We start from the raw sequence: 13478 nt of genomic DNA on the forward strand, positions 1-13478 counted from the left end.
GATCGTCATGCGCAGGTGAGTTGCAAGTGACGGTTGCCGGCCGCAAGCGGCCAGCGTTACTCATCTGTGGAAAACGGATCAGTGGAACTGTGGAAAGGGGCGCTCAAGGCCAGGCTACCCCGCCCTATGCAGCGGCTTTCGCATGCCGGTCGAAGAACAGCGCCTGGCTGATCAGGGCCTTGACCATCTCCGGATTGAACGGCTTGGTGACGAGGAACGCTGGCTCCGGCCGGTCGCCGGTAAGGAGGCGTTCGGGAAAAGCGGTGATGAAGATCACCGGCACCGGGGTGGTCGACAGGATCTCGTTGACCGCTTCGATGCCCGAGCTGCCGTCGGCAAGCTGGATGTCGGCCAGCACCATCTTCGGCCGCGTCTTGGCGAACATCGCCACTGCCTCGGCATGGGTACGCGCCGTTCCGACAACGCGATGACCCAGGCTCTCGACCATCTGTTCGATGTCCATGGCGATCAGCGGCTCGTCCTCGATGATCAGCACATCGGTTGCCACTTGGCGGGAAATCTCGTTGCTGGCCTCGGCAAGAAGCTCGGAGAACTCCTGATCGTCGACGTCGAGGATCTCCGCCGCCTCGTCTTCGCTGAAACCTTCGACGGCGACCAGCAGGAAGGCTTGGCGGGGACGGGGTGAGATCGCGTTCAGATTGGCGGCGGCGCGCTGTTCCCACGCCGACTGCGGGTGTTCCTGCGGAACGCGGATGGCGACCGAGGTGAACAGCCTGGCAAAGACCTTGTAGAGCGCGATGCGGTCGTTCGACGCGTTCGGAAAGATGTCGACGTCGGCGATGATGGCTTCGAGCATCGCGGCGACCAGCGCGTCGCCACTCTCCTGCGATCCGGAGACGGCCCGCGAAAAGCGGCGCAGGAACGGCAAGTGTGGAGCGATGGTTGCGGATAGGCTCATGGTAGACGTCTCCCTCTGACGTAATTACACAGGTTGTAGACCAAGCTGATGACAAGCCCCGAATAAACCCTGAAAACATAAACGCCGGCTTTCCGAAAAAGTTCCGAGGGCTTGGAACTAATGTAAGCGGACGGCGTTTGAGATCGGGACGGGCAACCAGACGAGGGGGCCGCCTGCTTTGCGTCGTGTATTGAAGGGCGGCAGGGTACTGGGAACGAAGGGCGAAATGACAACATGAGGAAAGACAACACGGCTGGCGCTGCAACGAAGAGGCGCCGGGCTGCTTCCGGCGACCCGCTCGGGCCAAACTCGGAAATCGGCCGCAAACTCAAACAATACTACGACGAGCTGGTCTCCGATAGCGTGCCGGATCGCTTCGCCCAATTGCTCAGCCAGTTGGAACAGGCGCAACCTGCACGGAAAAAGGACTGAGGCATGGCGGCCGTCTCCCAGAGCTTCAAGACGGATCTGCTCGCCTCGATTCCGAGCCTGCGAGCCTTTGCCGTGTCGTTGACGCAAAACGCCGACAAGGCCGACGATCTGGTGCAGGAAACGCTGGTGAAGGCGTGGGACAAGCATGAGAGCTTCGAGCCGGGCACCAATCTCAAGGCATGGCTGTTCACCATCCTGCGCAACGAATTCTATTCGCAGATGCGCAAGCGCGGCCGCGAGGTGCAGGATAGCGACGGCATCATGACCGCCAGGCTGGCCGTCCATCCGGCCCAGCACGGCCAGCTCGACCTCAAGGACTTTCGGAGCGCGCTCGAGCAATTGCCCGAGGACCAGCGTGAAGCCATCATCCTCATCGGCGCGTCGGGATTTTCCTACGAGGAAGCCGCCGAAATTTGCGGCTGCGCGGTCGGAACGATCAAGAGCCGCGTCAGCCGCGCCCGCACGCGGCTGCAGGAAATCCTGAAGATTTCCGGCGATGACGAGTTTGGCCCGGATGCGATCTCGGCTCAGGTGACGGGGTCGAACGCCGCCTGAATACGGATCACCGGTAATGTCGGACCATCAAACAAGAGGTCCGCGCCCGCATGCCGACGCCACTGCCTCCACGAGATCGTCTCCCGAATAGGGCTTGGTGACCAATCTGACATCCGGAAAGGACACCTTGATTTCGTCCATGTCGGAATAGCCCGAGGCGAAGACGAAAGGCACGCCCGATTCGCGCAGCCGCGAAGCGAAATCGAGTGTCGAAGTGCCGCCCAGCATGAGGTCGACGATGGCCGCGTCGAATCGCGAGGCAATGCCCTGCCGATCGATCTCAGCCAGATCGCGGGCGACGACTACATCGCCGGCCCCATAGTCGCGGCAAAGCTGCTCGACATCCATGGCGATCAGGAATTCATCCTCCAGAACAAGAATCCGCAATCCGTCCAGCAATGGGGGCACGTGGCGATGTCTCCGTGGGGTGCCAGGGAACAGGGAGCGCAAGGGATAGAGGAGTCATGATCTCTATTTGGCTTCCTGTCACCTAAAGTTATTTGGCAGCCTGTCATCTAAAAAAGACTTGCCCGTCGCGGACAATCGGACTCTCGATTCTTCTAAGAGGCGATCCGAAAGTCCAATAAGAGGCGATCCGAAAGTCCAACCGCGGGGAGGTTTGAGCGAGGATCTCCGGCCGCTGATCTGAACGCGGGTCCCGGAATGTCCGGGTCGGGCTGGACTCACACGCGCAAACATCCTCTCATGGGCCTTGTTCCGATTTCGGAACCTTGGGGTGGGTCGAACGTTTCGACCCGAGCAAACGCAAGGAGTCAAGCAATGGCGACTGCCGCAGGAAAGTCCCCGAACGAAAGCCGGCCGACTTCGGAGCTTGAAGACGACATCAGGCAGCTGAAAGTCGACATTCAGAAACTCACCGAACAGCTGGCCGAGACCGGCCAACATGGTTACGGGGCTGCTCGTCGCGTTGCTGCGGAAGGAGTCGAGCAATTGCGCGCCCAAGGCGAGGCAGCCTTTGAAAATATGCGCAGCAACGCCAAGGATATCGAAGCGCAAGTGGTGGCGAGCGTGCGCGAAAAGCCGGTGACGTCGCTGGCAATCGCGGCAGGCGTGGGCTTTCTGTTTGCGCTTCTCGCGCGCCGCTAGTCTCAGCCCAGATGGGAATGCTGGCATCGTTGATCTCGGGCCTCGCCTCGGGTGAAGCCGTTGCAGCCGTGCGCCGCGCGCGCACGGCTGCAATCGTTTATGCGCTCGCAGCACTTGCAGCGCTGTGCGGCCTCGGTTTCCTCGTCGGAGCGGCCTATGTCTGGGTGGCGGCTCGCTACGGGCCGATGGCAGCATGCCTTGGTTTCGGGGTCGGCTTCCTGCTGATCGCAGGGCTTCTCCTGCTCATCCATCAGCTGTCGGTCGGTGCGCGCGCCCGACGCCGGGCGCGGAGGCGCAAAGCCGACATGAAGGCGGTCGGCATCACGGCCGCGCTCGCCGTGCTGCCGGCGCTACTCAAGGGAAAAGGCGGCCTCGGCACCATACTCGCGCCGGCGATTGCGGTCGCCGCCTACGCCATCTACCGCGAGAACACAAAGCCCGATGCCGACGATCCGGATGCCGGCGAAGCGAAATAGCTCGAAGCGGTTCTTCTCTTGTGGCAATGATCCGAAAAACCGGGTTCCACTTTCCCCTGATGCGGACCTTCGGTTCGGGATCCATGGTCGAGCCGTTACTTCGGCAGATCCTCCAGCGGCATCGATATTTCGGCGAACACGCCTCCCGGTCGGAATTCGTGGGTCACTTCACTGGAGATGACCTTGGCCAGGCTGCGGCGGATCAGGATCGAGCCGAAGCCGTGGCGTTCGGGCGAGGCAACTTCAGGTCCGCCGCTTTCGCGCCAGGTCAGCACCAGGCGCCGAGCGCCTTTGCGCCCCTGTGCCTGCCAGTCGAGATCGACCTTGCCTGAAGCCGCCGACAGCGATCCGTGTTGCAGCGCGTTGCTGGCCAGTTCATGCAGGATCAGGCCAAGCCCGACTGCCTGGTCGGGCGAAAGCAGCAGATCGGCGCCTGAGATCGTCATGCGCGGCTGTTCGGCGGTGTCGAACGGCTTGACCTCGATCTGCACGAGTTCGCGGATGCCGATGCCGCGCCACTCGCGGTCGGAGAGCAGGCTGTGGGCGGCGCCCAGCGCCTGAAGCCTGGCGCTGAAGGCTTCGAGGAAATCGCTCGGCTGGCGGGCATGGCGGACTGTCTGCGTCGCCAGCGCCTGCACGGTCGCCAGCGTGTTCTTGACGCGATGGTTCAGCTCGCGCAGCAACAGCCGTTGCCGCTCGTCGCCGAGCTTGCGTTCGGTGATGTCGTAGTTGACGCCGAAGATCAGCGTCGGCTTGCCGTCGCCGTCGCGTTCGATGACCCGGCCGCGTGTCGCGAGCCAGCGCGGCGGCGTGAAGTCCTTGACGCGGTATTCGCCAAAATAGTCGTCGCCGCCGCTCAGCGCGTCACGAAAGCGTGTCTCGGTCTGGTAGACATCACGCGGGTCGATGGCGGCAAGAATATCGCGCGCCCTCAGCCGGGTCGAGCGCGGCAGGTCGAACAGCTCGGATAACCGGGCATCGCATTCGATCATATCGGTGTGGATATCCCATGCCCAGCTTGCGAGTGAGGCGGCATCGAGCGCGATGCCGCGCCGCTTTTCCTCGCGCGCCAGCGCCGCAGCGATGCTGGCGCCGTTGCGGCTGGCGTCCTTCAATGCGAACAGGCTGGCGGCGAGGCCGGCGAGCGCCGTCAATTGCTCGAGCTGGGCGGCAGACGGCGACGCGCGCGGCTTGCGGTCGAGCACGCAGAGCGTGCCGATCCGGGCGCCGGCCACCACAATCGCCGCACCAGCATAGAAACGGAAATGATGCTCGCCAGTGATCAGCGGGCTGGCGTTGAAACGTGAATCCATGGTCGCATCGGTCACCACCATCGGCTGGTCGCCGGCGGCAATGGTGTGGGCGCAGAAAGATGTATCGGTCGAGGCCTCGGTCTCGTCGAGGCCGACACAGGACTTGAACCACTGCCGCTCGATATCGAGCAGTGTCACCAGCGCGACAGGCGTTTGCATCACCGCGGCGGCGAGCCCAACGATATTGTCGAAGTCAGGATCGGCCGCCGTGTCGATTGCATCGAGACCATGGAGTACGGCAAGCCGGTCCTGCGCCGTTACCACGCTAAGGACATCGACCGGCAGATTCGGCGTCTTCACTACGCTGCTATGCACAAGGCCCCCAAATGCATCGGCTTGCAGCCATTCGCGCTGGGCCCAGTTGCGTGGCTCTGAAACCGGAACCTTCGCCTTGAGGAACCGTTACCCAACCACATTTTGCCAGCCGCGCCCACCGGCGCCAAACGACATACCAGCGCCAAAAGAAATGCCAGCGCCAAACGACATGCCAGCGCCAAACGAATGGAGGCCGATCATGCCCAAGATCGTTCCTGAAGACAAAGCCCGCCAGGGACGCTGGGGGTGGCACACTTTTCGTATCTTGATCGCCGCGCTGCTTTTGGCGTTTATCGCCTGGGGCATCGCGGAGATCTACGGCAACATGATAGACCGGACGCCGACAACCGAACAGGGCGAACTCCCCAGGAAGGAACAGGGCGAGATTCCCAAGGGCTGAAGGCTTCCGATCGACTATGCCGGGATGCATCACGCAGCCTTTGCCTGGACAGCGCGCGCCGGAACGAGAACATTCAGCGCGCCAGGATGGATTTCGATCGTGGTTTCGCGGTCAAGCCTGACCAACTCGCCATCGATGACGGCGCGAAGTTTCCGGGCGGCCGAGTGGACTTTCAAAACGACCCGGTCGGCCTGGTGGATTTCGACGTGCTCACTGGCGCGCCATTTGCCGCGCGCCACGTCGAAGAGGAACCTGACCAGTTCGCCACGCCGCCGCGCCACCGTGACATAAATGCCGAGCACGCCGCCGGCGGGATTGTCGGCATAGGGCAGATGACCCTCACCGAACAGATTGTTGGTGATGCCGATGCCGGTGGTGCGCGTTACGATCTCGGCTTCCTCGGCTTCGCCGATGACCAGCGTCACCTTCATTGCCGATGGGTTGTTGATCGCCGCCCAGGCAGCCTTTACCGAAGCCCGCATCTTTCCCAACCGCGAGCCGAATTCCATAGTCTGGCGAAGCTGAACCATTTTGGCATGCATGCCGATCGAGAACTGATGCACGAATGGCTGGCCGTTGGCGGTTGCCAAATCGACTGCGATCACCTCGCCGTCGGCAAAGGACTTTATGGCTGCGTCAAGGGTCAGTGGGATGCCGAGCCCGCGTGCAAACAGGTTCATCGTGCCGGCCGGTAGAATGGCAAGTGCTTTCTTCCTGCCCATCAACCGAGCCGCTGCGGCCGAAATGGTGCCGTCGCCGCCACCGGCCAGCACAATGTCGACACTATGCCTGGAAGCGATGCGGTCCAGCGTTGCGACGATGTCCCTGCCGGCAACGATTTCGATATCGATGCAGTGACCTGCTGCCTCCAATGTCTGGCGCATCCGGTCGGTGAAGGCGGGGAGATCAATCGATCGCAGCGTGCCGCCGTCCTGGTTCAGCACCGCCGCAAACCGCATTCCCCCGCTCCGATTTCTCTTGACAACCATTGGATAATCATCGGCCGGGACAGACCAAGCCACAGGCTGAACGGGGCGGGTGAAAAAAAGTTCCGCAGCTTTGATGAAAATACAGGAGCCAATCTACCCGTCCAAACGCCTGATTCAGCGTGATTCGGGCGGTTTTTTCACAACGGTCGCATGGTGTCGGAACAACGGCGCGGTCACGACGTTGTGACCATGTAACGCCGCGGCTGATCTCTCCTGCTCGCGGCGCGAGATAACGCACGAGGAGGATTACGATGATCCGCACCCTTTTATCCACCACCGCACTGGCAGCGTTGATTGCGACCGGTGCGTATGCGCAGGAAGCCACAACCCCGGCGCCGACCCAGGACCCGGCGGTCCAGGAGACCGCTCCGGCGGCTCCCGTTGCGCGCGCCGACGGCAGCCTGGTGACCAATATCATTGGTGAATCGGTCTATAACGGCACAGGCGATGATGCCGAGAACATCGGCAATGTCAGTGATGTCGTCTTCGATGAAAACGGCCAGGCCAAATCCGTCGTCATCGGCGTCGGCGGCTTCCTTGGCGTTGGCGCCAAGAACGTCGCTTTCGACTACAACAAGCTGCAATGGGCCGAACGGGGTGGCGACCGCTGGCTGATTGCCGAAACCACGAAGGATGAGCTGACGGCTCAGCCGGACTTCGACCGCACGCCTTACGATCCGGCCCCTGCGGCGACCGACACCACGGCTGCGGCTCCTCCAGCCCCTTCTGGCGCGACCGATACCACCGCACAGAACGCTCCGGCGGCTCCGGCTGAACCGGCTCCGGCCGAACCCATGAAGCGCGCTGATGGGAACCTTGCCACCAACATCATCGGCGAAACCGTCTACAACGGTACTGGCGACGACGCTCAAAACATTGGCGACGTGAACGACATCGTTCTGGCCAAGAATGGCAAGGCCGAGTCGCTGATCATCGGCGTCGGCGGCTTCCTTGAGGTGGGCGAAAAGAATGTCGCCTATCAGTTCGACAAGGCCAAGTGGGCGGAGAGGGACGGCGGTCGCTGGCTGGTGGCCGAGACCACGAAGGAGGATCTGGAGGCGCTGCCGGAGTTCAATCGTGAGCCCTATGATCCCGCCCCGGCGACAACCGCATCGACTGACGCGGCGACGCCGGCCCCTGTGACGACCACCCCTACTGTCACTGCGGCGCCAGCCCCGGCGGAGAAGACTGCGGAAGCTCCGGCGGCAACGCCTGACACCGCTGCTCCAGCTCCAATGGACAAGACAGCCGAAGCTCCGGCCCTAGCCCCGGCGGACAAGACAGCCGAGGCTCCGGCGGCAACGCCTGACCCCACTGCTCCGGCACCCATGGACAAGACAGCCGAGGCTCCAGCAGCAACGCCTGACGCCGCGGCCCCCGACCAGACGAAGACCGCGGCGATCGACAAGTCGGCGCTGACCGAAATGCCGATCAACGAAATCCGGTCCGAGGACCTGGTTGGAACCACCGTCTATGGCGCCAACGATGTCAATGTCGGTGAGATTGGCGACGTCGTGCTGACCGGCGACAAGAAGGTCGACGCCGTCATCATCGACGTCGGCGGTTTCCTCGGGGTTGGCGAGAAGGAAGTGGCGGTCGGCATGGACAACCTGAAATTCATGACCGACAAGGATGGCAACCGCTATCTCTACACGAACTTCACCAAGGAGCAGCTAGAGGCGCAGGTCGCCTACGACAAGGGCACCTATGCAGAGAAGCGCGACGAGCAGCGCATGATGATGCGGTAATTCGCTCTAACGACGAAAAAAAGCCCGTGCCGGCAACGGCGCGGGCCTTTTTCATGACTGGAAAGGTGGCAGGCCTGCGACGTGGCCGGCAACGCCATCCTCGGTCAATTCGGCGAGCGCCAGCGACTGATCGAGATGTTCGGCCCGCCAGGCAAGCAGCCTTTCGGCAAGCTCCAGCCGGACCGGCAGATAGGCCGGATCGGCAGCGACATTGGTCAGCTCGTCTCGATTCTGCTCCAGGTCGAACAGCAGCGGCGTCAGGCCGCCGCCGAAATGTACATATTTGAATTGTTTCGTGCGGATGACGGCCAGATTGCAGTGGCGCGGACCGATGCCGAAATGGCGCTCGGCATGACCGTCGGCAACCGAGCGGAAATCGAACTCCCAATGCGCGGCTTCGCGCCAATTGCCCGGCTCCCGGCCATCCAGGAACGGCTTCAGCGATTGTCCGTCGAGATGCGGCGGGGACACCTCGCCAAGCAGGTCGAGCAATGTCGGCGCTATGTCCACCGCTTCGGTGAAGCGGTCGACGCTGGCGCCGCCCGCCTTGCGGCGACGCGGGTCGCGGATGATCAGCGGAATATGAAAACTGCCGTCGAAGAAGCCGCCCTTGCCCAGCATGAAATGGTCGCCCATCATCTCGGCATGGTCAGAGGTCAGCACGACGATGGTGTCGTCCCAGGCATCCGCCGCCTTGACCGCCTGCCAGATCCGGCCAAGCTGCGCGTCGACTTCCGAGATCATGCCGTAATAGAGCGCGCGGATGCGGCGAAAATTGTCGTCGCCCCAGTCGCGCACCTTGCCCTCGGCGCCGGGGCGGAAATTTGCCCGCTGCTGCTGGCCAAGTTCATAGGCAAGGTAGGGGTGGTTCTGCGCCTCGGCCTGCCAGCTCGCGGCGCGGCGGAAAGCCGGACCCTCGGCCGGATCATACATGCTGTTGTAAGGCTCCGGCACGATGAAGGGCGGATGCGGGCTGAGGAAGGAAAGATGCGCGAACCACGGTGTGTCGCGCTCCTGCTCGCCGAGCCAGCGGACGAATTCGCCGGTCAGGAAGGCGGCTGGGGTCTCGTCCTTCGAGTAGACGGGCGGTGAGGTGGTCACGGCGCCGTCCGTCGTAGCGTCAACGATATCGTCCGCTGGCCGATGGATGTCGGGAAAACCGGCGCTGCTATCGATGCCGCGCGCCTTGAGCCATGACAGCCACGGTTTCTGGTGCTCCGGCAGGAGTTGGCGAACGGTGAAGCCGGGCAGCACGCCTTCATAGCTTTTCAGCCGCGGGTCGCCTGGCGCCAGCATGCGCGGATCGGGCGACACGTCGGTATAGCCGAACAGCGTCGGATCATAGCCGAGACTGCGTGCCGAGAGCGCGATGTTGCCATGGCGGGAGTCGAGCGGCGTGCCGTTGCGGCAGACGCGATTGTTCATCTGGTAAAGGCCGGTGTAGAGGCAGGCGCGTGCCGGCGAGCAGGGCGCCGCCCCGCCAAAGTGCCGTCGAAACAGCACGCCCTCGGCGGCGAGCGCGTCGGCATTCGGCGTTCGCACCACCTTGTGGCCCGCCGCCGACAGGCAGTCGCCGCGCCACTGGTCGCAGGTGATCAGGAGAACATTCGGGCGTCTGTCTTTTCTGACCAATGCTGTCTCCTCATTGAAACGTGCCGCGAATACCTGCCGGTCACCGGAGCCGAATTTTTGTGGCGACACAAGCCTTAGGTGTTCGTTGAATGGTGAACGAAAATCGCCTTATTGTTCACATTTATAGCACAGTCCATTCTGTGTTTACGGCCTTTGCCGCCGGCTGGCGGCTCCTCATATTGGCGTGGACCGCGGCACGGGCCGCACAGGACAAGGAAGGAGCAGGAAAATGCTCGACCAGATCAAGGGTCTGCATCACGTCACCTCGATGGCCAGGGATGCGCGCCAGAACAACGCGTTCTTCACCAAAAAGCTCGGCCTGCGCCGGGTCAAGAAAACCGTCAATTTCGACGCCCCGGATGTCTACCATCTCTACTATGCCGACGAACTCGGCACGCCCGGTTCGGTGATGACCTATTTTCCGTTTCCCAACATCGGCAAGGGCCGCCACGGCGTTGGCGAGGTCGGTACCACGGTCTATTCGGTTCCCGAAGGCACGCTCGCCTATTGGGAAAAGCGTTTTGCCGATCAGGGCGTCGCCGGCCTCTCGCGCGACGAGAGCTTCGGCGAGAAACGCCTTGGCTTCGCCGGTCCCGATGGCGACGGGTTTGCGCTGGTCGAGAACAAGGCCGACACCCGCACGCCGTGGGCGAAGGGCAATGTTCCCTCCGACGAGGCGATCCGCGGCTTTCACTCGGTGTCGCTCAGGCTGAAAGATGGCGGCGCCACGGAGGAACTGCTGAAATTCATGGGCTATGAGGAAGTCGACACGTCCGGCACTGTAAGAAGGCTGGCGGTGAAGGACGGCAACGGCGCCAACTTCGTCGATATCGAATCGCTGCCGGGCGCCGCTTTTGCCGATCTCGGCGCCGGCTCGGTCCACCACGTCGCCTTCGCTGTCGAAAACCGCGCCAAGCAGCTCGAAGTGCGCAAGGCGCTGATGGACACCGGCTACCAGGTGACGCCAGTGATCGACCGCGACTATTTCTGGGCGATCTATTTCCGCACGCCGGGCGGCGTGCTGTTCGAAGTCGCCACCAGCGAGCCGGGCTTCGACCGCGACGAGGACGCCGCCCACCTTGGCGAGGCGCTGAAGCTGCCGTCGCAGCACCAGCATCTGAGGCCCTATCTAGAGCAACATCTGCAAAAGCTGGAAGACTGAGGACAAGACCATGAGCAAGGACGCCTATACCTACAAAACACTGCCCGGTTCGCCTGATGGATCGCTGCTCTTCGTCTTCCACGGCACCGGGGCCGACGAGAACCAGCTTCTGTCGCTCGGGCGCGATCTGGCGCCGCAGGCGACCATCGTTTCGCCGCGCGGCGATGTCTCGGAAGACGGCGCTGCGCGCTTCTTTCGCCGCACCGGCGAGGGCGTCTACGACATGGACGACCTGGCGCGGGCGACGGACAAGATGGTTGGCTTCGTCAGGACGCATGTCGAGGCGTCAAAGCCCGCGTCGGTGCTTGGCCTCGGCTATTCCAACGGTGCCAACATCCTGGCTTCGGTGGTGTTCGCGGCGCCCTCTCTGTTCGACGCAGCGGTGCTGATGCATCCCCTGATCCCGTTCGAGCCGGAGGTGAAGGGCAGTCTCGCCGGCCGCCGCATCCTGGTCACAGCAGGCAAACGCGATCCGATCTGCCCGCCGAACCTGACCGTCCGGCTCGAAGCCTATTTGCGTGCCGATGGCGCCGATGTCACAGTGGAATGGCACGACGGCGGCCATGAGGTTCAGTCGAACGAGATCGAGGCGGCGCGGCGGTTCCTGTCCGCTACGCTGGCAGAAGGAGCGTAAGCAATGGCTGACCAATTGCCGGAGATCGAACTGGAGGACCGCGGTTCCAAGGGTCGATATCTCCTGCGCGGGCCTGATGGCGCTGAGGCGGAGATGACTTTTACCAAGATCGGCGAGCACCAGATCATCATCGACCACACCGAAGTGCCGGATGCGTTTCGCGGCCAGGGCGCGGGGCTCAGGCTCGTCACCCGCGCCGTCGAGGACGCGCGTACGGCGGGCAAGAAGATCATCCCGCTCTGTCCGTTCGCCAACGCCCAGTTCCATCGTCACCCGGAATGGGCCGACGTGTTGAAGCAATAGCGCCGGTCCCAGACCTCCGGCGCCGATGACGGTTGCGGGCGGGCAGCCACAAGCGCATCGCTTCATTGCGCAGATTGCCAGTCTTACCTATGGCCAGTCTTACCCAGTGGGTCGTGGCTCCCCCTTCTCCCCTTGTGGGAGAAGGTGGCCGCAAAGCGGCCGGATGAGGGGTGTTCCAGCTTGCACGAACAGCACTCCGTCCAACACCCCTCTTCCGTCTCGGCGCTGCGCGCCGATCCACCTTCTCCCACAAGGGGAGAAGGCAAGACCGCGCCCAAAGCCCCTCGCCTTCAATTCGGCGTCTGCTACCCGATGGTTCGACCGCTCGTCTTGCCTAGTGGGTATTGCCTTGCCTAAGTAGGATATTGCCCGCCCGACCAATCGAACCGAAATGATCCCTTGATGACCGAAACCGATCTTGTTCCCGTCTTCGACGGCCACAACGACACGCTGCTCAGGCTCTATCAGTCGAAAGACGCGGATGTCGAAAAGCTGTTCATCGAGGGAACATCGGGTGGCCACATCGACTTGCCGCGTGCGAAACAGGGCGGCTTTGCCGGCGGCATGTTTGCGATTTTTCCGCCGCCGGTCGAGAAATCCAAGCGCAGTGCGGTTCCTCCCGCGCCGAGCGATATCGAGCCCTTGCCGCCTGAAATTCCGCGCGCCGACGCGCTTGCTTCCACCATCGCCATGGCCTCGATCCTGTTCAGGCTGGAACGAGCGTCGGCGCTCACCGTCTGCCGCCGCGCCGGCGATGTGCGAAACGCGATGGCGCAAGGGTCGATCGCAGCGGTATTCCATATCGAAGGCGTCGAGGCGATCGACCCCGAACTGACCATGCTTGACGTGCTGCATGCGGCCGGCTTGCGCTCGCTCGGCATCGTCTGGAGCCGCCCGAACGCTTTCGGCCATGGCGTGCCGTTCCGTTTCCCGTCGACGCCCGACACCGGACCTGGCCTGACCGATGCCGGCAAGGCGTTGGTCAAGGCCTGCAACCAGCTCGGCATCATGGTCGATCTCTCGCACCTCAACGAGAAGGGGTTTCGCGACGTCGCCGAGATCAGCGACGCACCACTGGTCGCGACCCATTCCAATGTCCATGCGATCTGCGGCCATTCGCGTAACCTCACCGAATGGCAGCTCGGCGCGATCCGCGACTCGGGCGGCATGGTCGGGCTGAATTTCGCGACCGGGTTTTTGCGCGAAGACGGCAAGATGAATGCCGATACCAGTCTCGACATCATGGTGCGCCATGTCGATTCACTGCTGCAGGCGCTGGGCGAAGACGGCGTCGGGCTCGGGTCCGACTTCGACGGCGCCATGATCCCGGCTGTGATCGGTGACGTCACCGGCCTGCCGAAGCTGCTCGACGCGTTCGCCGCGCGCGGCTTCGGTCGCGCGCTGATCGAGAAAATCGCCTACCGCAACTGGATAAGCATGCTGGAAAAGACCATTGGCTAAAGCGGGTCGCCCGGCAGAGTAGCCAGCGACCT

The 13478-nt window shown here is 62.8% G+C and carries 15 protein-coding genes; 10 read left to right on the forward strand and 5 right to left on the reverse strand.

All coding sequences use genetic code 11. The features are described from left to right. Positions 1 to 124: 124 nt before the first annotated feature. Positions 125 to 919: a response regulator gene (locus JG739_RS06070; protein ID WP_202365683.1), complete on the reverse strand. Its 795-nt coding sequence runs from the start codon at positions 917 to 919 to the stop codon at positions 125 to 127. Positions 920 to 1153: 234 nt separating this feature from the next. Here JG739_RS06070 and JG739_RS06075 point away from each other — a divergent pair, with 234 nt between their 5' ends. Then, positions 1154 to 1351 (forward strand): NepR family anti-sigma factor, encoded by a 198-nt coding sequence (locus tag JG739_RS06075; protein WP_202365684.1) that lies wholly within the window; start codon positions 1154 to 1156, stop codon positions 1349 to 1351. A gap of 3 nt (positions 1352 to 1354) precedes the next feature. Next, the gene (locus tag JG739_RS06080) at positions 1355 to 1906 is read left to right on the forward strand and encodes an RNA polymerase sigma factor (protein ID WP_023797110.1); all 552 of its coding nucleotides are present in this window, start codon (positions 1355 to 1357) and stop codon (positions 1904 to 1906) included. A gap of 27 nt (positions 1907 to 1933) precedes the next feature. Here the strand turns inward: JG739_RS06080 and JG739_RS06085 are convergent, their stop codons facing one another. After that, the gene (locus JG739_RS06085) at positions 1934 to 2254 is read right to left on the reverse strand and encodes a response regulator (RefSeq protein WP_370463407.1); all 321 of its coding nucleotides are present in this window, start codon (positions 2252 to 2254) and stop codon (positions 1934 to 1936) included. Positions 2255 to 2686: 432 nt separating this feature from the next. On the opposite strand from JG739_RS06085, the gene JG739_RS06090 reads away from it, so the two are divergent. Continuing rightward, positions 2687 to 3013, forward strand: a complete 327-nt coding sequence (locus tag JG739_RS06090) for a DUF883 family protein (RefSeq protein ID WP_202365686.1) — start codon at positions 2687 to 2689, stop codon at positions 3011 to 3013. 11 nt (positions 3014 to 3024) lie between these two features. Continuing rightward, positions 3025 to 3489, forward strand: coding sequence for a hypothetical protein (locus JG739_RS06095; protein WP_202365687.1), 465 nt, complete (start codon positions 3025 to 3027; stop codon positions 3487 to 3489). Between the two features lie 95 nt (positions 3490 to 3584). Here the strand turns inward: JG739_RS06095 and JG739_RS06100 are convergent, their stop codons facing one another. Beyond that, positions 3585 to 5102 carry a sensor histidine kinase gene (locus JG739_RS06100; RefSeq protein WP_244749718.1) on the reverse strand — a complete coding sequence of 506 codons (1518 nt, stop codon included), beginning with the start codon at positions 5100 to 5102 and terminating at the stop codon, positions 3585 to 3587. A gap of 214 nt (positions 5103 to 5316) precedes the next feature. On the opposite strand from JG739_RS06100, the gene JG739_RS06105 reads away from it, so the two are divergent. Then, positions 5317 to 5517: a hypothetical protein gene (locus JG739_RS06105; protein WP_202365689.1), complete on the forward strand. Its 201-nt coding sequence runs from the start codon at positions 5317 to 5319 to the stop codon at positions 5515 to 5517. A gap of 29 nt (positions 5518 to 5546) precedes the next feature. On the opposite strand, the gene JG739_RS06110 is transcribed toward JG739_RS06105, so the two are convergent. After that, complete coding sequence (locus JG739_RS06110; RefSeq protein ID WP_202365690.1) at positions 5547 to 6476, reverse strand: diacylglycerol/lipid kinase family protein; 930 nt, start codon at positions 6474 to 6476, stop codon at positions 5547 to 5549. Between the two features lie 281 nt (positions 6477 to 6757). Between JG739_RS06110 and JG739_RS06115 the strand changes: the two genes are divergently transcribed. Then, complete coding sequence (locus JG739_RS06115) at positions 6758 to 8254, forward strand: PRC-barrel domain-containing protein (protein ID WP_202365691.1); 1497 nt, start codon at positions 6758 to 6760, stop codon at positions 8252 to 8254. A 51-nt stretch (positions 8255 to 8305) separates the two neighbouring features. Here JG739_RS06115 and JG739_RS06120 read toward each other — a convergent pair whose 3' ends face one another. Further along, a complete protein-coding gene (locus JG739_RS06120) occupies positions 8306 to 9886 on the reverse strand; it encodes an alkaline phosphatase family protein (RefSeq protein WP_202365692.1) in 1581 nt (526 codons plus the stop codon). A gap of 229 nt (positions 9887 to 10115) precedes the next feature. On the opposite strand from JG739_RS06120, the gene JG739_RS06125 reads away from it, so the two are divergent. The 4 genes from JG739_RS06125 (at position 10116) to JG739_RS06140 (ending at position 13446) form a co-directional block, all read left to right on the forward strand. After that, positions 10116 to 11048 carry a VOC family protein gene (locus tag JG739_RS06125; RefSeq protein WP_202365693.1) on the forward strand — a complete coding sequence of 311 codons (933 nt, stop codon included), beginning with the start codon at positions 10116 to 10118 and terminating at the stop codon, positions 11046 to 11048. Between the two features lie 10 nt (positions 11049 to 11058). Further along, the gene (locus JG739_RS06130; RefSeq protein WP_202365694.1) at positions 11059 to 11682 is read left to right on the forward strand and encodes an alpha/beta hydrolase; all 624 of its coding nucleotides are present in this window, start codon (positions 11059 to 11061) and stop codon (positions 11680 to 11682) included. A 3-nt stretch (positions 11683 to 11685) separates the two neighbouring features. Beyond that, positions 11686 to 11985: a GNAT family N-acetyltransferase gene (locus tag JG739_RS06135; protein ID WP_202365695.1), complete on the forward strand. Its 300-nt coding sequence runs from the start codon at positions 11686 to 11688 to the stop codon at positions 11983 to 11985. A 402-nt stretch (positions 11986 to 12387) separates the two neighbouring features. Beyond that, a complete protein-coding gene (locus tag JG739_RS06140) occupies positions 12388 to 13446 on the forward strand; it encodes a dipeptidase (RefSeq protein WP_202365696.1) in 1059 nt (352 codons plus the stop codon). Positions 13447 to 13478 lie beyond the last annotated feature (32 nt).

Source organism: Mesorhizobium sp. L-2-11, assembly GCF_016756595.1.
Taxonomy (GTDB): Bacteria; Pseudomonadota; Alphaproteobacteria; order Rhizobiales; family Rhizobiaceae; genus Mesorhizobium.

Excerpts from the sequence above, each read along its gene's own strand:
- JG739_RS06140 (WP_202365696.1), top strand. The coding sequence starts at position 12,388 with ATGACCGAAACCGATCTTGTTCCCGTCTTCGACGGCCACAACGACACG.
- JG739_RS06130 (WP_202365694.1), top strand. The coding sequence starts at position 11,059 with ATGAGCAAGGACGCCTATACCTACAAAACACTGCCCGGTTCGCCTGAT.
- JG739_RS06095 (WP_202365687.1), top strand. The coding sequence starts at position 3,025 with ATGGGAATGCTGGCATCGTTGATCTCGGGCCTCGCCTCGGGTGAAGCC.
- JG739_RS06085 (WP_370463407.1), bottom strand. The coding sequence starts at position 2,254 with ATGGATGTCGAGCAGCTTTGCCGCGACTATGGGGCCGGCGATGTAGTC.
- JG739_RS06115 (WP_202365691.1), top strand. The coding sequence starts at position 6,758 with ATGATCCGCACCCTTTTATCCACCACCGCACTGGCAGCGTTGATTGCG.
- JG739_RS06105 (WP_202365689.1), top strand. The coding sequence starts at position 5,317 with ATGCCCAAGATCGTTCCTGAAGACAAAGCCCGCCAGGGACGCTGGGGG.
- JG739_RS06090 (WP_202365686.1), top strand. The coding sequence starts at position 2,687 with ATGGCGACTGCCGCAGGAAAGTCCCCGAACGAAAGCCGGCCGACTTCG.
- JG739_RS06080 (WP_023797110.1), top strand. The coding sequence starts at position 1,355 with ATGGCGGCCGTCTCCCAGAGCTTCAAGACGGATCTGCTCGCCTCGATT.
- JG739_RS06075 (WP_202365684.1), top strand. The coding sequence starts at position 1,154 with ATGAGGAAAGACAACACGGCTGGCGCTGCAACGAAGAGGCGCCGGGCT.
- JG739_RS06135 (WP_202365695.1), top strand. The coding sequence starts at position 11,686 with ATGGCTGACCAATTGCCGGAGATCGAACTGGAGGACCGCGGTTCCAAG.
- JG739_RS06070 (WP_202365683.1), bottom strand. The coding sequence starts at position 919 with ATGAGCCTATCCGCAACCATCGCTCCACACTTGCCGTTCCTGCGCCGC.
- JG739_RS06110 (WP_202365690.1), bottom strand. The coding sequence starts at position 6,476 with ATGCGGTTTGCGGCGGTGCTGAACCAGGACGGCGGCACGCTGCGATCG.
- JG739_RS06125 (WP_202365693.1), top strand. The coding sequence starts at position 10,116 with ATGCTCGACCAGATCAAGGGTCTGCATCACGTCACCTCGATGGCCAGG.